Origin of the sequence: Dactylosporangium sp. NPDC051541, from assembly GCF_044454505.1 — a bacterium.
Lineage (GTDB): Bacteria > Actinomycetota > Actinomycetes > Mycobacteriales > Micromonosporaceae > Dactylosporangium.
The window spans coordinates 738,188-755,420 of the sequence record NZ_JBITDU010000002.1 but is presented as its reverse complement, the minus strand read 5'-3'; the positions used below and the strand labels follow the sequence as shown (position 1 = coordinate 755,420).

Here is a 17,233-nt window from a genome sequence, read left to right as displayed (position 1 = left end):
ACGGGTGGGGTTGCCCACCTCGTTCGAAGGAGCACCCTCGTGTCACGCACGCCAACACTGGCGTTCCTGCTCGTCACCGTCGCTGTCGACATGCTCGGCCTCGGGCTCGTCGTGCCGGTCCTGCCGTCCCTGCTCAGCACCGTCACCGGCGATGCCGCCACCGGTGCGCTCTGGTCCGGCTGGATCGGCGCCAGCTTCGGGGTCACCCAGTTCGTCGGGGCGCCGCTGCTCGGCCGCCTCTCCGACCGGTACGGCCGCAAGCCCGTCCTCGTCGGCGCCATGCTCGCCCTCGGCCTGGACTGGCTCGCGCACGCCACCGCGAGCCGGCCCCTGACGATGCTCGCCGCGCACGCCTTCGCCGGTGCGCTCGGCGGGACGGTGACGGTCGTCAACGCTTACATCGCCGACGTCACCGAGCCGGAGCACCGCGCGAAAGGATTCGGGTATGTCGGTGCCGCGTTCTCCGTCGGGTTCGTCGCCGGGCCGGTCATCGGCGGCCTGCTCGGCGCCGTGAACCCGCGGCTGCCGTTCTTCGCCGCGGCCGCGCTCGCCGGGGTCAACGCGCTCTACGGCGCGCTGGTGCTGCCCGAGTCGCGGCCCGGCGACCGGTCCACGAGCCTGGCCTGGCGGGTCGCGAACCCGGTCGGTGCGATCCTCGGCCTGGCCCGCCGCCCCGGCCTCGGCCACCTCACCGCCGCCCGGCTGCTCGGCGACATCGCGCGGATGACGAATCAGTGCACGTGGACGTTCGTGATGATGCACCGCTTCGGCTGGTCACCGGCGGTCGTCGGCGGTGTGATGGCGGCCAGTGCGCTGCTCGGCGCGGTCGTGTCCGCGACCCTGTCGGGTCCGTACGTGCGGCGCCTCGGGGTGCGCCGCGCGGCAATCGTGTCGGCGTGGGCGGGGGCGGTGAGCCTGGCCGGGTTCGGCCTGGCCGGCTCGGCGTACATCGTGCCGTTCATGGTGCTCGGCTCGGTCGCGGCGCTGGGCGGCACCGCCACGCAGACGTGGATCACCACCCGCACCGGCGCCGACGAGCACGGCGCCGTGCAGGGCGCGCTGACCGGGATCGCCGCGATCGCCGAGGCGGGGGTGCCGGCGGCGGCGACCGCGGTGTTCGCCTACGGCCTGACGGTCGGCGCCCCCGGGCTGATCCTGGTCCTGGCCGCCGTGGTCGGGGCGGCCTCGGCGGTGGTCCTGGCTCAGGCCCCGTCGGCCATGCGGCGGCCGCCCCAGAGATAGCACGAGCGCAGGCCGCCGCACCGGCAGCGCGGCGGCCTCGCGCAACCTCAGTCGTCGGCGGCCGGGCGCAGCAACGGGCTGCCGGCCGCGGCCGCCGCGACGAGGGACACCACGAGCGCCGCGGTGGTCTGCCCGGCCAGGGCCGAGTCCTCCACCTGAGTCGAGGACGTGAGATGCATCTGCGCCATGAACGTCCCCAGCGCGGCGAGGACCTCGAAGCGCAGCACGGTCACCGCGGTGAGGGCGCCCACGGCGACGGCGCAGCCCACGGCCCACAGGTACGTCGGCAGCCGCTTGACGATCCCGGCGATCGCGAGCAGGCCGAGGGCGATCACGAGGACATTCGCGAACCCGTCCAGCGTCCCCGGGATCGCGTGCTCGAGTGCGGAGCGCAAAGCGACGTTCTGGCCGGCGTCGTACAGCTCCCGCAGCCCCTGGTCGCCGCCGGCCCGGACCGTCAGCCGCCCGTCGGGGTACAGGTTCACGACCAGGTGTCGCGTGCCGTCGCCGCTGTCGCCGGTGAAGGTCCCGCTCGCCCACGCGCCGGTGGTCAGCCCGACCAGGGCCACCGCCGCGCCGATCGCGGTGACCGCGGCCAGCCCCCGCCCGATCCACACCCGCCACACCGATGCCGCCACGTTCCCCCCATACACGCCTGGACCACGGTCGATGACACCGTACCGTGACCATGCCCAAGGCGACGATCGAGAGAGCGCTTCCGGGGGTACAGCATGTGCGTCATCGAATCGCTTCGAGACTTACTTCAACTAGCATAAGAAGCGACTGAAGTGCGACGAGACATTTATCCTCACGAACGGGTCAGCGGCCTGTCGCATCGACGTGTATAACCCTTGATCGGCTGTTGAGAGAGCGCTTACCGTGACCGGGCCCGATCCGTCCCACGAATGAGAGGAACACCATGCGCGCACTCACCAAGGCCCTGCGGGTCGTCGCCGTCGTCGCCGCGGTCGGCGCCGGCACCCTGGTCGTCACCGAGGCCCCGGCCTTCGCCTCGGGCTGCAGCGGCGCCTACACCGACTCGGGCCGCGGCTACCGCGGCGGCCCCTGCACCGGCTACCCGTCGACGTTCCACCTGCACGCCGCGGCCACCTGCAAGCCCCAGGGCAGCGGCTCGTCCTACAACGCGAACGGCCCCCGCGCGGTCATCGGCGGCACCTCGAAGGTCCTGTGCCAGTCCGGCTACTACGCCTCCAACGGCCACACGGTCGTCGAGAACAACTAGTCAGTCCCAACGGGGTACTCCGGGCCGGTGCGACCGGCCCGGAGCCGTCGACGCTCAGAGCCCCCAGCCGTACCGCACCCGGTCCCGGCCGGAGTTGTTGCGGACCGTCAGGGTCTGGTTGGTACCGCTGCTCGTGCGCGAGTACATGGAGTACGGGTCCCAGCTCTTGCCGGACGCGATCTTGCCGCCGACCGCCGGCCAGTAGACCCCGCCCATGCCCAGGGCCCGTTCCCGCTCGGTGACGGCGCGGAGGTACCGCACGAAGTTGTCGGTGGCGTTCGCGTCGCCGTAGTTGAGGCCGTTGTCCATCTGGGCGCCGTACTCGGTCATGACCGCCCGCGACGCGCAGCCGCCGAGGCGGGTGTCGAAGTCGGCGAGCCACTGGCTGTAGGTCTTCGTGCCGTAGAAGAACGCGTAATAGTGGTAGGCCAGCAGCGTGCCGCTGAACCGGCTGTCGTTGCAGACGTCGCGCAGGTCCTGGCTGTAGCCGGTGCCGGCGATGAGGACCCGGCTCTTCGGGGCGTTGGTGTGGGAGCCGAGCCAGGAGGCGGCGAAGTTGCGCCAGTCCGCCGAGCTGTAGCCGTGCGGCTCGTTCATCACCTCGAAGTAGACCGACGCGTTCGCGGCGTACGCGGACAGCACCGTGCTCCACATCGTATTGAACGCGCCCGTGTTGGTGATCTTGCCGCCGGAGGCGGCGCCGTCCTCCCAGTAGGCCAGGATGACCTTGAAACCCTTGGCGGTGGCGGCGTCGATCGTGCCCCGGTAGGCGCTCCACCAGCTGGTGCCGACGTCCTGGGTGTTGATCGGCAACCGCACGGTGTTGACGCCCATGGCGGCCATGGCGGTGTACATCGAGGTGGCCTTGGCCTTGACGGTGGCGTAGCTGTCGGAGCTGCTCAGCCCCTCGAGGACGTGGGTGCCGGTGGTGAAGTTGTCGCCGACGCGGGCCCAGTTCATCCCCTTGAACCCGTTGGTGGCCGCGCTCGCCGGTGCCGCGCCGGCGACGGCGGCCAGCGGTATCAGCGTCACCGCGACCAGGGTGCGCAGGAGCGCCCGGCGCAGGCGTCGCCGGCGAGGCGTCGGGGCGTCATCGACGCGCGTGCGGTCGGTGGCTTCGGCTGGTCTGCTCTGTCGATTGGTCAATGCCTCGTCCTTCCCTACCTGAATACGGCAGCGACTCCTTCGTAATGGGAATCCAAGGCGCGCGCGATTTTTCGAACGGGCCCGATCACAAGCGAACGTAAACGAACACCAGGCGGCCGGCGGGCTCCGGGGCCATGGTGGCATTACAACCGTTTTGCACCTGTATTCGGCTTGGCGCGTGGCCCCGATGGGGTGTTCTGGGGGCATGCGTGTCGGGTGGTGGCGGGTGTACCTCGCCGCGATGATGCTGGCCATTGCCGGGTATGTCGTGGCCCCGCTCGGCCCGTGGACGGCGCTGAGCTGGTCGATCGTCAACGCCCTCGGACCGGCCGCCGCGATCGCCGCCGCCGCGACCCGCCTGCCGCGCACCGACCGGGCCGCCTGGTATCTGCTCGCGCTGGGCATTCTCGCCAACGGCACCGCCGTCGTGCCCAACACCATCGTGTCCGAGGTGCTGCGCAGCGACGCCTACCCGACCATCGCCGACGCCTTCTACCTGCTGTTCTATCCGGCCGTGCTGACCAGCATCGGTCTCATGATCCGGCGCTGGCCGCCGCGGCTGATCCGGCCGGCCATGCTCGACGCGGCTACGATCACGTCCGGGATCGGGGTCCTGGCCTGGGTGTACGCCATCGACCCGGCCCTGCGCGACGGCAGCTACTCCGCGTTCGGGCAGCTCGTGCGGGTGGCGTACCCCGTCGGCGACCTCCTGCTGATCTTCCTGGCGCTGATCCTCGTGCGCGGCAACAGCGGCGCCGGGCCGCGGTCCGCGCGATGGGGCACCACGCCACCCTGGCTGGCCACCGGCCTGCTGAGCTTCCTCGGCGGTGACCTGGCCTGGCTGCTCGTCGGCGAGCACAGCGTGCCCGGCTGGGTGAGCCGCGCCATCGACGTGCTGTACTTCGCGGCGTTCGCGGTCCTCGGATACGCCACGCGGCACGCCGCCGCCACCGACGAGCAGCGCCTCGCCGCCACACCGCGGCCGCCGGGCATCCCGCTCATGTCGATGCTGCTGCTGGCACTGCTCATGGCCCCGGCCGTCATCCTGCTGCAGATGTCGCACAACGGCTTCCGCCACGGCGGGGCCATCGCCGCCGGCTCGACCATCATGTCGGTGCTGGTGGTCACCCGGCTCACGGTGCTGCTGCGGTTCGTGGAACGCCAGAGCGACCAGGTCCGTGAACTGGCCCGCCGCGACGAGCTCACCGGCCTGCCCAACCGGCGGGCCTGGGCCGACGAGCTGCCGCGGGCCCTGGAACACGCCCGGCAGAGCGGGCGGCCGGTCAGCGTCTGCATGGTCGATCTCGACCACTTCAAGGCGTTCAACGACACCCGCGGCCACCAGGCCGGCGACCGGCTGCTCAAGGAGGCCGCCGCCGCCTGGACCGGTCAGCTGCGGGAGTCGGACGTCCTGGCCCGCTACGGCGGTGAGGAGTTCATCATCCTGCTGCCCGGCAGCGATGTCGACGCGGCCTGCGCCGTCGTCGAACGGCTCCGGCCGGTCACCCCCGCGGCGCAGACGTTCTCCTGCGGGGTCGCCACCTGGAACACGACCGAGGCGTCCGACGAGCTCATCGCCCGCGCCGACGCCGCCCTGTATGAGGCCAAAGGCGCGGGCCGCAACCGGACGATGGCCGCATCGACCCGGCAACGGCCGGCGGGCATCCCGAGCGCCTCCGGCGGGGCGGCCCTGCACCGCATCGACAATATTGCCTGAATCGTGGGATTTGATCCGGGTACCGTCACGCTCAGGGGTGATCCCATGACCAAGGGTGAACGCCGCGGCAGCGGCGAGACGACGGGGCGGCCGGGCCTCCTGGGGCCGCTGGTGCGCGGCGTCCCGGTCGACGAGCTGGAGCTGGCGCCGAGCGCGCTGAGCCGCAGCGCGGCGGACAAGCTCGCGGCGGTCACGGCCCGGGCCGCGAACGCACCGACCGGCATGATCCATCTGGCGCACGCCGGGCGGCTGTGGATCGCGGGCGGGTCCAGCCTGCCGGGCGGATGGGATGGGAGGCATCCGGTGCCGGCGCGCTCGACGCTGGCCGGGTGGGTGATCGAGCAGGGCGTCCCGATGATCGTCAACGATGTGCGCTCGGACCAGCGGGTCCCCGGTGACGCACCGGTCCGGGCAGCGGGAATCCGCGCCTACGTGGGCTTCCCGATCCACGACCACAACGACACGGTCGTCGGGGTCTGCGCCGTGCTCGATCGAAGCCCGCGCGACTGGACGGTCGGCGAACTGGCCGGTGTCGACGAAGGCGCACAGGCGTGCACCGCGTTCGCCGAGCAGCGGCAGGCCAGCGCCGAAGCGGACCGGCAGCGGCGGTTCCTCGACGCGCTGCTGGCGAGCCTGCACGTCGGCGTGGCCGCCTGCGACACCGCGGGGCGGCCCGTGTTCGTCAACGCCGCGATGCGCGCCTGCGCCGACGGGCTGCCCGACGACGCCGACCTCGAGGCGTGGCTGGAGCGGGTGCCGGTCAGCGACAGCGAGGGTGTCCCGCTGGCCGCCGACAGGTTGCCACTGGTGCGGGCGCTGCACGGGGAACGACTCCGCGACATCGAACTGCGGCTGCGCGGGCCCGGCGGCCGGCCGGCGGTCATGCTCGCCGACGCGCAACCGATCACCGGCCCGGGCGGCCCGCCGCTGGGTGCGGTCCTGGCGATGCGCGACATCACCGAGCAGCGCCGGGCCGAACGGTTCACCCGGGCCGAGCAGACCGTGGCGGCCGTGCTCGCCGGCGCGCACAGCATCCACGACGCCGCGCCGGTCGTGGTGCGGGCGGTCGCCGAGGCGCTGGGCTGGCCCCACGCGGAGATGTGGCTGGCCGAGCAGGACGTGCTGGTGCCGGTGGCCCGGCACACCAGCGGCCACGACGAGGCCCCGCCCATGCCGCACCGGCTGCCGCGCGGCCAGGGCCTGGCCGGGCGGGCCTGGCAGGCGCGGGCGCCGCAGTGGACGCGCGAGCGGCCCGGCACAACGGCCACCCGGACCGGACCGCCGGCCGGCGGCCCCGCCATCGCCCTCGCCCTGCCGATCTGCTCCGGTGAGCAGGTCCACGCCGTGCTGGCGTTGTTCACCGACACCCTCGACGACCCCGAGGACGAGCTCGTCGCGCTGCTGTCGGGCATCGCGGCCCACCTCGGGCAGTTCCTGGAGCGCCGGCGGGCCGACGGGCTGGCCCTGGCGCTGACCCGCACAAAGGACGAATACCTCGCCCTCGTCGGCCACGAACTGCGCACCCCGATCACCTCCGTCATCACGTGCATCGAACTGCTGCGCGAGCTCGGCCCGCACACCGCCGCGGCCGAAAGCTCGCAGCTGCTCGACGTCGCCGCCCGCAACGGCGACACCGTCCGGCACATCGTCGACGAACTGCTCGACCTGGCCGCGCTCGACAGCGGCCATGCCGGCCTGGCGTGCCAGCCGCTCGACCTGTCCGCCGTGGTGCACGCCGCCGCCGCGGCGGCACAGCCGGCCGCCGCGGCCGCCGACGTCACCCTGCACCTGGCGATCGAGCCCCGCACCATCCTCGACGGCGACGAACGGCGACTGGCGCAGGTCGTCACGCACCTGCTCGACAACGCCATCCGCCACAGTCTCGACGGCGGACATGTCAGCGTCACCCTGAGCCGCACCGGCAACGACACCATCGAACTGACCGTCACCGACACGGGCCTCGGTGTCCCGCCGGACGAGCGGGATCAGCTGTTCACGCGCTTCTTCCGCTCGACCCGGACCCGGGACCATCGCATCCCGGGCGCCGGGCTCGGCCTGGCCATCAGCCGCGCCGTCGTCGAGCGCCACCACGGCGCCATCCGCCTGGTCCCCACCACGGGCCCGGGCGCGCGGATCACCGTCGAGCTCCCGGTCACCGGCTGCTGAGCGCTGCGTCCTGGTGCCCGGGACCGGCGTCCCGACCGGCGGGCGTCCTGCGCGTCGGCCCCGGCGAGCGGTGCGGTGTACGACGCCACGCTACGGCGGCGCAGCGCCCGCGCAGTTCGGTGGATCCGGTCCGCCGGGCGGACCATCGGCGTACGGTCTCGATGTGGATGCCGGGAAGGTGGCCGCCACATGAGCGTGCGGAAGCCGCGGCCCTGGCCGTTGCGGTCGTACCTGGTGGGGCTGCTGGTGCTGTTCGTGGCGACGGCCGCCGCGGGGATCGTCGTGGGCTGGGCCGAGGCCCGCCGCACCGCCGTCTCCGCCGCGCGCGTCGACGCGTCGACGGCGGCCGGGCTGGCGGCGCGGCAGCTCGGCGAGAACCTCGCCGTCGTCCGCGGCACCGTCGAGTCCGTCGCCTCCAGCCCGGGCGCGGAGCGGATATTCGCCGACCCGGCCGCCTGCCGCCTGGCCTTCTCGCTCGGCGGGACCCAGGACGGGCACCTCGACGTGCTGCGCAACGACGGCACCGTGGCCTGCTCCAGCCTCGGCGGGGCGCCGGGCTCCTACGCCGGCGCCCGGTGGCTGGCCGCGGCGCTGCGCGGGCCGCAGGAGGCGGCGCCGGTCCCGGACCCGCGCACCGGGCGGCCCGCCCTCGTGGTCACCGCCGTGATGCCCGGGCTCGGGCTGGTGGCGGCGTTCGTCGACCTGGCCACGCTGGGGGCGGCCGCCGGCAAGCTGTTCGGCGGGGCCCGCCGGCTCGAGTTCGTGATCACCACCGCGGACCGGGCGACCGTGCTGACCCGATGGCCCGACGGGCTGCGGTGGGCCGGCCGCCCGCTGCGGGACGCGGGGCTCACGGCCACCGGCACCGGCGTCGACGTGACCGGCCGGCCCCGGCTCTACGGGCAGGAAGCCGTCGGCGGCACCGGCTGGCTGGTCTTCGCCGGCGCCGACCGGACCGCCGCGCTGGCCGACGCCGACCGCACGGCCGGCACGCAGGCCCTCATCGTCGCGTTCGGCCTCGTCGCGGGGCTGCTGGCCACGGTGCTCGTGCAGCGGCGGGTCACCGGGCCGATCGGCCGGCTGCGCGCCGCGGTGCGCACCGCCACCACCTCCGGCGACCTGCACACCGGGTTTCCGCTCGCCGGGCCGCGGGAGGTCGCCGAACTCGGCGCCGAGTTCACCGCGCTGCTGGCCGCCGTCGAGGCCGAGCTGGCGGAGCGCCGCCGGGCCGAGGACACGGCCCGCGAGCACGAGCGCAACTACCGGCAGATGTTCGACGCGAGCCCGAACCCGATCGTGCTGTACGACGCCGACACCCTCGCCATCGTCGCGGCCAACGCGGCCGCCGCCACCTATTACGGGCCGGGCCGGGACACATACGCCGACCTGCTCGCCCCGGACGAGCGCCCCGAGGACGGCGGTCGGCGGCAACGCCACGTCAAGGGCGACGGCACGATCGGCGAGGTGAGCGTCACGACCTACCCGACGTCGTTCGCCGGGCGGAAGGTCAGCTGCGCCGTCATCACCGACGTCACCGAGCGCGAGCACCTGCAGCGTCGGCTGCGCCAGTCCGACCGCCTGGAGAGCCTCGGTCACCTTGCGGCCGGCGTCGCGCACGACTTCAACAACCTGCTGGGCATCATCAACGGCTACGCGAGCGTCGCCGCCGCCGACCTCGAGCCGGCCGCCGCCCACGATCCGGCCCTGCGCACGCTGCACGCCGACCTCAACGAGATCGTCGCCGCCGGCGACCGGGCGAGCGCGTTGACCCGGCAGCTGCTGTCCTTCGCCCGTGCCGACCCGGCGCCGGAGGCCCGCGTCCTCGACCTCAACGACGTCGTCACCGACCTCGAATCCCTGCTACGCCGCGCCCTCGGCGAGGACATCACGCTCGTCACCGACCGCACCGCGGAGCCCTGGCCGGTCCGGGCCGACGCCGGCCGTCTCGAGCAGGTCCTGCTCAACCTGGCCGTCAACGCCCGCGACGCCATGCCCGGCGGCGGCACCCTCACCATCGACACCGCCCCCGTCACGATCGACGAGCGCTACGCGGGCCGGCACCCGGGCGTGCGGCCCGGGCGATACATGCGGCTGCGGGTCGGCGACACCGGCACCGGCATGAGCAAGGCCACCCTGGAACGGGCCTTCGAGCCGTTCTTCACCACGAAACCCAAGGGCCACGGCACCGGCCTCGGCCTGGCCACCATCTACGGCATCATCACCCAGGCCGGCGGCCACGCCCAGATCTCCTCCGCGCTGGGCAAGGGCACCACCATCACGGCGCTGCTGCCGGCCGCCGACGCCACCGCCGAGCCCGACGCCGCCCCGGCCGGGCGGCACCGGCCCGGCGCGGGGGAGACCATCCTGCTCGTCGAGGACGACGACAGCCTGCGCGCCATCACCGAACGCGTCCTGCAGCGCGACGGGTACACCGTGCTGTCCGCGACCACCGCCGCCGACGCCCAGCGGCTGGCCACCGCCTGCGACCGCCTCGACCTGCTGCTCACCGACGTGATCCTGCCCGACCGGCACGGGCCCGCCCTGGCCGCCGCCGTGCACACCGTGCACCCCGGCGTGCCCGTCATCTACCTCTCGGGGTACACCGAGACGATCCTCGCCACCCGCAGCACCATCCCCGCGGGCGCGGCCCTGCTCAGCAAGCCGGTCAGCGCCGAGCAGCTGCTGCACACCGTCGCCCGGGCCCTGCGCCGCGCCATGTCCGGCCGCTGACCGACGCTTGGTTTGCGCCGCGCCCCGTCCTGGGCATCGGAACATACGGGACGGGCGGTGACGAAGCATGGGCGACGACGGCGACGGATACGTCGAGTGGCTGCGCGACCGCTCGATGCTGGCGAAGGCGGAGCGGATCTCGGGCGGGTTCTCCGGCGTCTCGTCGGTCTGGCAGACGCCGTTCGGCCGGCCGAACCCGTCCGGGGTGGTGGGCCGCTCGTCCGTGTGGTTCACCGCCTACCCGCCCTCGATGATCACAAAGCCAGGGCATGGGTTCCTGGGTACCCTCGGCGACGAGGAGCTGTGGCGGGCGTTCGCGGCGATCGGGATCAGCGCCGTGCACACCGGCCCGTTGAAGCGGGCCGGTGGCCTGTTCGGCCGCGAGCCGACGCCGAGCGTGGACGGGCACTTCGACCGGATCGGCACCGAGATCGACGAGGTGTTCGGCACCGAGGACGAGTTCCGGCGGCTGTGCGCGGTCGCGGCCGCGCACGGCGGGATTGTCATCGACGACATCGTCCCCGGCCACACCGGCAAAGGCCCCGACTTCCGCCTCGCCGAGATGAAGGTCGGCGACTACCCCGGCATCTACCACATGGTCGAGATCCCGCCCGCCGACTGGCACCTGCTGCCCGCGGTCGCCCCCGGCCACGACTCGGTCAACCTCACCGCCGACGCCGAGCGCCGCCTGCACGAGGCCGGGTACATCGTCGGACGCCTGCAGCGGGTGCTGTTCCAGGAGGGCGGCGTCAAGGACACGAACTGGAGCGCGACGGCCGAGGTCGAGGGCGTCGACGGGGTGCGGCGGCGGTGGGTGTACCTGCATTACTTCAAGGACGGCCAGCCCTCCATCAACTGGCTGGACCCCACCTTCGCCGGGATGCGGCTGGTGATCGGCGACGCCCTGCACTCCCTGGACCAGCTCGGCGCGAGCGCGCTGCGGCTGGACGCCAACGGCTTCCTCGGCGTGGAGCGCGGCGGCCGGCCCGGCGCCCCCGCGTGGTCGGAGGGCCACCCGCTGTCGGAGGCGGTCAACCAGCTCATCGCCAGCATGGTGCGCAAGGTCGGCGGGTTCACGTTCCAGGAGCTGAACCTCTCCATCGAAGACATCCGGCAGACCTCCGCCCGCGGCCCCGACCTGTCCTACGACTTCGTCAACCGCCCGGCGTACGTGCACGCCCTCGCCACCGCCGACACCGAGTTCCTGCGCCTCACGCTGAACCTCGCGCTGCGCCTCGGTCTGCCGCCGGCCCGGCTGGTGCACGCCCTGCAGAACCACGACGAGCTCACCTACGAGCTCGTGCACTTCGCCGGCCCGCACCGCGACGAGCCCTTCACGTTCCGCGGCACCGAGCTCTCCGGCACCGACCTGGCCGCCACCGTTCGCGCGGACCTGGTCGAGCGGCTCACTGGAGCGGCCGCACCGTACAACCGCATCTTCACCACCAACGGTATCGCCGCCACGATGGCCACGATCGCCGCCGCCGTCCTCGGCCACCGCGACCTGGCCGGCCTGACCGCGGACCAGGTGGCACGGGTCCGGCGGGCGCACCTGCTGCTGGCCATGTTCAACGCGTGGCAGCCCGGCGTGTTCGCGGTGTCCGGCTGGGACCTGTGCGGCATGCTGACGCTACCCGCGGCGCGCATCCCCGGCCTCCTCGCGACCGGCGACACCCGCTGGATCAACCGGGCCGCGTACGACCTCATGGACTACCGGCCCGAGGTGACCGAGTCGCCGTCGCGGATCCCGCGCGGCGCCAGCCTCTACGGCTCACTGCCACAGCAGCTGGCCGACCCGGACTCGTTCGTCGCCCAGCTGGCCGCGATCCTGCGGGTCCGCGCCGAACTGGGGCTCGCCGCCGCCGTCCAGCTCGACGTCCCACCCGCCGGTGACCCGGCCGTCCTGGTGATGGTCCACCGGCTCGACGGCGGCCGCGCACAGGCGACCGTGCTCAACTTCGCCGGCCGGGCCGTGACCGCACGGCTGCGCTCCGAGCACCTCCCGGCCGGCGCGGCGGTGCACGACGCGCTGACGGGCGGCCTGGTGGGGGAGATGGACGCGGAGCACGGATGTCGCGTGGTGCTGCGGCCGCACGAGGGCCGGGCACTGCTCCTCGGCTGACTCGGTCGCCGAGATCGGCCCAGACATCCGCGAACGCTGTGTCGTCGGACGTGGTGAAGTCTTCCCGGAGAGGAATGAAGCCATGTCCACCGAAGCGCTCACGTCCCGGCTGCCCGACCCGCTCGAGCTGTTCCCGGAGATGCCCGCCATCGCGGCCGGCCTGTCGAAGCTCGTCGACAACGGCGCGGTGCCGAAGGAGACCATCGGCCTCGTGCACCTGCGGGCCGGGCAGATCGTCGGCAGCACCTATCACACCGTCCGGCAGGCGGCCCTGCTGCGGGCGGCGGGGGAGACGGCCGAGCGGCTCGACTCGCTGCCGTCGTGGCGGGACTCGCCGTACTTCACCGCCGCCGAACGGGCCGCGCTCGCGCTCGTCGAGGCCGTCCTCGCGCCCGACCCGGCCGGGGAGCGGGTGAGCGACGCGCTGTTCGCCGAGGCCGCCGCGCACTTCGACGACAAGGCACTGTGGACGCTCACGGTGGCGATCGGGCAGTTCATGTTCTTCGTGCCGGTCGCGGCCATCGCCAAGCCCATCCCCGGCCGGCCGGTCGGGCAGAACTACAGCAAGTAATCTCCAGTGGGTGAATACCCCAAGCGTTTGGGACGGGCAGCGGGTCGACGCCATCGCGGCCGGCGCGCTGCCCGGGCTGGAGCGGGTGCAGAACCTGGTCCGCAGCGTGCGCACGCCGGAGTTCGAGGGTGTCACGTTCCACGAGGTGCTGACGAAGAGCGCGCTCAACCATGTGCCGGCCACGAGCGCGATGCTGCCCGGCGAGTGGACCCTGAACCCCTACCGCGGCTGCACCCACGCGTGCGCATATTGTTTCGCCCGGCCGACGCATGAATACCTGGGACTCGGCATCGGTACCGCCTTCGAGACCGAGATCATCGTGAAGGTGAACCTGGCCGAGGTGCTGCGCCGGGAGCTCGCCACGAAACGGGTCCTGCCGGAGCGGGTCGCGCTCGGCACGAATACGGATCCGTATCAGCGCGCCGAGGGGCGGTACCACATCATGCCCTCGGTCATCGACGCGCTCGCCGGGAAACGGATTCCGTTCTCGATCCTCACCAAGGGCACGCTGATCCGCCGCGACCTCGACCGGCTCGCGAACGCCGCGACGCGGGTCAATGTCGAGCTCGGCCTGTCGATCGCGTACCTCGACGAGGACCTGCAGCGCACCCTCGAGCCGGGCGCGCCGTCGACCGCGGCCCGCCTCGACACGTTGCGCGCCATGCGCGCGGCCGGGTTCGCGCCGACGGTGTTCCTGGCGCCGATCCTGCCGTACCTCACCGACAGCGAGGAGCGGCTCGAGGCGATGATCGCGGAGCTCGCCGCGGCCGGTGCGGCCAATGTGCTGCCCACGTCGCTGTACCTGCAGCCGGGCGTCAAGGACCTGGTCCTCACCTGGCTGCGGCGGCGATACCCGGAGCTGCTGCCCGCCTACACCGAGCTGTATGCGAACGGCTCCCGCACCCCGCGCGCCTACCGCGACACCGTGAAGGCCCGCGTGCACCAGGCCCTGCACCGCCACGGCCTGCCCGTGCCCGACGACAGCACGGAGGACAAGTTCGCCCTGCTCGGCAAGCGCCGCCCCCCGCCGCCACCGGCGGAGCCGACACTATTTTAAGGCCGGGTCCGGCTGCTTCATCTCGGCCCACACCGTGTCGAGGGAGAGGCCGAGGACGTCGGCGATCGCGGCGATCGTCGGGAAGGCCGGGGTCGCCACCCGGCCCGACTCGATCTTGCGGAGGGTCTCCGGCGAGACGCGCGCGTGCAGGGCGGTCTCCAGCATCGAGCGGTCACCCCGGGCCCGGCGCAGCAGCGCACCGAGGCGCTGCCCGCGTTCGACCTCGTCGGGAGTGAGGGGCAACCTGACCATGGACCAATTCTAGTACCGGGATAATATGGCCGGGATAGTTATTGGTCGCCGCGAGGAAGTTGTCACATGATCGAGATCCTGGACCCCACCGACCTGCCCCGCGCGCGCGAAACCGGCGCCGTGGTGGCCGGCATCCTGCAGGCCATGAAGCGCCGCGCCGCCGTCGGCACGAACCTGCTGGAAATCGACCGGTGGACCCAGGCCATGATCGCCGAGGCCGGCGCGACCTCCTGCTACGTCGACTACGCGCCGTCGTTCGGCCGCGGCCCGTTCGGGCACTACATCTGCACGTCGGTCAACGACGCCGTCCTGCACGGCCGCCCCTACGACTACACCCTCGCCGACGGCGACCTGCTCTCCCTCGACCTGGCCGTCGAGAAGGGCGGCGTCGTCGCCGACTCGGCCATCAGCTTCATCGTCGGCGAGCACCAGCCCGCCGAGGACCTCGCGATGATCGCCACCACCGAGCGCGCCCTGCGGGCCGGCATCGCCGCGGCCGGCCCCGGCGCCCGCATCGGCGACCTCTCCTACGCCATCGGCACCGTCCTGAGCGAGGCCGGCTACCAGATCAACACCGAGTTCGGCGGCCACGGCGTCGGCTCGACGATGCACCAGGACCCGCACGTCTCCAACACCGGCCGCCCCGGCCGCGGCTACACCCTGCGCCCCGGCCTCCTCCTGGCCCTCGAGCCCTGGATCATGGCCGACACGGCGAAGCTCGTCACCGACGACGACGGCTGGACCCTGCGCAGCGCCACCGGCTGCCGGACCGCCCACAGCGAGCACACGATCGCCATCACCCCCGACGGCGCCGAGATCCTCACCCTGCCGAAGCCCTAGTCAGCGGGGCAGCCACGACACGTCCGGGACCGGGCCGAGGGTGGCGGCCTCGACGATCGCCGGCAGGTCGACGTTCGCCGGGCTGTAGGCGACCACGTCGTACCCGGGCAGTGCCGCCGCCACCGAGGCGCGGTCGTCGCGCACGAAGCCGTCGTGGCCGCGGACGCGCCGGCGGGTGAAGTGCTCCAGGGACACGCGCTGCAGCTGCCGGGGGCCGCACGAGATCGTCAGGTCGTTGGGCACGCCGATCCAGAGCCATGCCTCCCTCACGAAGCCACCGGCGTCCAGCGTTGCACGGGGCGGGGAATTCACTCCAGGGTCTGGCCGGGGCGGGTCAGGCCGCTCTGGTAGGCGAAGACGACGAGCTGCGCCCGGTCGCGGGCGTCGAGCTTCGTCATCGCCCGGTTGAGGTGCGTCTTGACGGTCAGCGGCGACAGGTGCAGGCGCTCGCCGATGGCGTCGTTGGACAGGCCCAGCCCGACCAGGGCCAGGACCTCGCGCTCCCGGGTGGTGAGCAGCGGCAGCTGCGGTGCGGCCGGGAGCGGCGCCGGGTCGGCCCGGCTGAGGAAGCGGGTCAGCAGCGCGCGGGTGGCGGCCGGGGACAGCAGCGCCTCGCCGGCGGCCACGGTCCGGATCGCGTGCAGCAGCTCCGGCGGGCCGACGTGCTTGCCGAGGAAGCCGCTCGCGCCGGCGCGCAGGGCCAGCACGACGTTGTCGTCCTCCTCGAAGGTGGTCAGGACCAGGACGCGGACGCCGGCCAGGTCGTCGTCGGCGGCGATGCGGCGGGTCGCCTCGAGGCCGTCCAGGTCCGGCATGCGCAGGTCCATCAGGACGACGTCGGCGCGGGTGGTGCGGGCCAGGTCGACCGCCTGCCGGCCGGTGCCGGCCTCGCCGACGACGGCGACGTCCGGCTCCGGGTCGAGGAACATCCGGAAGCCGGCGCGGATCAGCGGCTGGTCGTCGGCGAGCAGGACCCGGATCGTCACCGCGGGTCCGCCGGTGCCGCCGGCAGGGTCGCGGTGACCGTGAACCGGCGGCCGCCGTCGGGGCCCGCGCTCAGCCGGCCGCCGACCGCGGTGGCGCGCTCGCGCATGCCGAGCAGGCCGTAGCCGGGGGCGTCCGGCCCGGCGGCGGCGATCGGGTTGGTGATCTGCACGGTCACGGACTCCTCGGCGTAGGTGATGTGGAGCTTCGCGGTACCGGAGCCATGTTTGTGGGCATTGGTCAGCGCCTCCTGCAGGATGCGGTAGGCGGTGACGTCGACGACCGCGGGCAGGTCCCGGGCCGCCCCGGCCGCATGGTGCTCGACCCGCAGGCCGGTCCCGGCGAACGCGTCGAGCAGCTCGGGCAGCCCGGCCAGGCCCGGGGCGGGGCCCGCGGGCTCGTCGCGGTCGGGGTCCCGGAGCAGGCCGATGACCGCGGCCAGCTCCCGCAGCGCCGCGTCGGAGGAGCGGCTGATGTGCTCCAGGGCCGGGCCGGCGTGCTCCGGGTGCTGGTGCAGGACGTGCCGGGCGCCGGTGGCCTGGACCTTGATGACGGCGATGTGGTGGGCGACGATGTCGTGCAGGTCCCGGGCGATCCGCAGCCGCTCCTCGGCCACGCGCCGGCGAGCCTCCTCGTCCCGGGTCCGCTCGGCCCGCTCGGCCCGCCGCTCGGCCTCGGCCAGGTAGGCGCGGCGGCTGCGGCGCGCGTCGCCGAGGGCCGTGCCGAGCCCGAGCCAGGCGATGACGCCGAGGTTCTCCGGCGCCCACCAGCTGCCGTCGGCCCAGCCCAGCGCGGCCGCGTACAGCAGTGCGGCGACCGCGGCGGTCGCGAGCCGGACGGCCCGGCGCCCGCCCCGCTGGGCGTAGGTGTGGAACAGGAAGAGCAGTACCACCGTGAGGATCGGCTGTTCGTGACCGGCGACGGTCAGCGCAACCGACGCGGCCGTCGTCGCGGCGATCGCCGTGCGGGGCCACCGGCGGCGGGCGGTCACCGCGGCGACGGTGACGGCGAACGCGGCCAGGTCGGGCCACCCGGCCGCGCGGGCCGGCCGGTCGTGGGGATCGAACCACAGCACCAGCAGCGCGAACGCGGCGAGGGCGAGGCCCAGCGCCGCGTCGCGCACCAGCGGGAGCCGCACGATTCGGGGCACGGTGCGACGGTAC

At 73.4% G+C, this 17,233-nt stretch carries 15 protein-coding genes; 9 read left to right on the top strand and 6 right to left on the bottom strand.

What is annotated here, in order from left to right:
* The first annotated feature begins 39 nt into the window (after nt 1–39).
* Nucleotides 40–1,242, top strand: a complete 1,203-nt coding sequence (locus ACIA8L_RS11590; RefSeq protein WP_395903123.1) for an MFS transporter — start codon at nt 40–42, stop codon at nt 1,240–1,242.
* A 47-nt stretch (nt 1,243–1,289) separates the two neighbouring features.
* Here ACIA8L_RS11590 and ACIA8L_RS11585 read toward each other — a convergent pair whose 3' ends face one another.
* Nucleotides 1,290–1,880, bottom strand: a complete 591-nt coding sequence (locus ACIA8L_RS11585; RefSeq protein ID WP_395903121.1) for a hypothetical protein — start codon at nt 1,878–1,880, stop codon at nt 1,290–1,292.
* 281 nt (nt 1,881–2,161) lie between these two features.
* Between ACIA8L_RS11585 and ACIA8L_RS11580 the strand changes: the two genes are divergently transcribed.
* The gene (locus ACIA8L_RS11580) at nt 2,162–2,485 is read left to right on the top strand and encodes a hypothetical protein (protein ID WP_395903119.1); all 324 of its coding nucleotides are present in this window, start codon (nt 2,162–2,164) and stop codon (nt 2,483–2,485) included.
* Nucleotides 2,486–2,539: 54 nt separating this feature from the next.
* Here ACIA8L_RS11580 and ACIA8L_RS11575 read toward each other — a convergent pair whose 3' ends face one another.
* Nucleotides 2,540–3,517: a glycoside hydrolase family 5 protein gene (locus ACIA8L_RS11575; RefSeq protein ID WP_395903117.1), complete on the bottom strand. Its 978-nt coding sequence runs from the start codon at nt 3,515–3,517 to the stop codon at nt 2,540–2,542.
* A gap of 319 nt (nt 3,518–3,836) precedes the next feature.
* Between ACIA8L_RS11575 and ACIA8L_RS11570 the strand changes: the two genes are divergently transcribed.
* The 6 genes from ACIA8L_RS11570 to ACIA8L_RS11545 all read left to right on the top strand — a co-directional run bounded on the left by ACIA8L_RS11570 (nt 3,837) and on the right by ACIA8L_RS11545 (nt 13,994).
* Nucleotides 3,837–5,348 carry a GGDEF domain-containing protein gene (locus tag ACIA8L_RS11570; RefSeq protein WP_395903115.1) on the top strand — a complete coding sequence of 504 codons (1,512 nt, stop codon included), beginning with the start codon at nt 3,837–3,839 and terminating at the stop codon, nt 5,346–5,348.
* Between the two features lie 45 nt (nt 5,349–5,393).
* Nucleotides 5,394–7,514 carry an ATP-binding protein gene (locus tag ACIA8L_RS11565; protein ID WP_395903113.1) on the top strand — a complete coding sequence of 707 codons (2,121 nt, stop codon included), beginning with the start codon at nt 5,394–5,396 and terminating at the stop codon, nt 7,512–7,514.
* A 189-nt stretch (nt 7,515–7,703) separates the two neighbouring features.
* The gene (locus tag ACIA8L_RS11560; protein ID WP_395903111.1) at nt 7,704–10,244 is read left to right on the top strand and encodes an ATP-binding protein; all 2,541 of its coding nucleotides are present in this window, start codon (nt 7,704–7,706) and stop codon (nt 10,242–10,244) included.
* 67 nt (nt 10,245–10,311) lie between these two features.
* On the top strand, nt 10,312–12,366 hold the full coding sequence (gene treS / locus ACIA8L_RS11555; RefSeq protein ID WP_395903110.1) for a maltose alpha-D-glucosyltransferase: 2,055 nt from the start codon (nt 10,312–10,314) through the stop codon (nt 12,364–12,366).
* Nucleotides 12,367–12,448: 82 nt separating this feature from the next.
* Entirely contained in the window at nt 12,449–12,937 is a 489-nt protein-coding gene (locus ACIA8L_RS11550) for a carboxymuconolactone decarboxylase family protein (protein ID WP_395903109.1), read from the top strand.
* A 10-nt stretch (nt 12,938–12,947) separates the two neighbouring features.
* Complete coding sequence (locus tag ACIA8L_RS11545; RefSeq protein ID WP_395903107.1) at nt 12,948–13,994, top strand: radical SAM protein; 1,047 nt, start codon at nt 12,948–12,950, stop codon at nt 13,992–13,994.
* Here ACIA8L_RS11545 and ACIA8L_RS11540 read toward each other — a convergent pair.
* Entirely contained in the window at nt 13,986–14,246 is a 261-nt protein-coding gene (locus tag ACIA8L_RS11540; RefSeq protein ID WP_395903106.1) for a helix-turn-helix domain-containing protein, read from the bottom strand. The two genes, ACIA8L_RS11545 and ACIA8L_RS11540, sit on opposite strands and share 9 nt — an antisense overlap.
* 66 nt (nt 14,247–14,312) lie before the next feature.
* Here ACIA8L_RS11540 and map point away from each other — a divergent pair, with 66 nt between their 5' ends.
* Nucleotides 14,313–15,086 carry a type I methionyl aminopeptidase gene (gene map / locus ACIA8L_RS11535; RefSeq protein WP_395903104.1) on the top strand — a complete coding sequence of 258 codons (774 nt, stop codon included), beginning with the start codon at nt 14,313–14,315 and terminating at the stop codon, nt 15,084–15,086.
* Here map and ACIA8L_RS11530 read toward each other — a convergent pair whose 3' ends face one another.
* The 3 genes from ACIA8L_RS11530 to ACIA8L_RS11520 are packed head-to-tail and all read right to left on the bottom strand — an operon-like array spanning nt 15,087 to nt 17,220.
* Nucleotides 15,087–15,356, bottom strand: coding sequence for a hypothetical protein (locus ACIA8L_RS11530; RefSeq protein WP_395903102.1), 270 nt, complete (start codon nt 15,354–15,356; stop codon nt 15,087–15,089).
* A gap of 38 nt (nt 15,357–15,394) precedes the next feature.
* A complete protein-coding gene (locus tag ACIA8L_RS11525) occupies nt 15,395–16,072 on the bottom strand; it encodes a response regulator (RefSeq protein ID WP_395903100.1) in 678 nt (225 codons plus the stop codon).
* Complete coding sequence (locus ACIA8L_RS11520; RefSeq protein ID WP_395903098.1) at nt 16,069–17,220, bottom strand: sensor histidine kinase; 1,152 nt, start codon at nt 17,218–17,220, stop codon at nt 16,069–16,071. The genes ACIA8L_RS11525 and ACIA8L_RS11520 overlap by 4 nt, the downstream gene beginning before the upstream one ends.
* Nucleotides 17,221–17,233 lie beyond the last annotated feature (13 nt).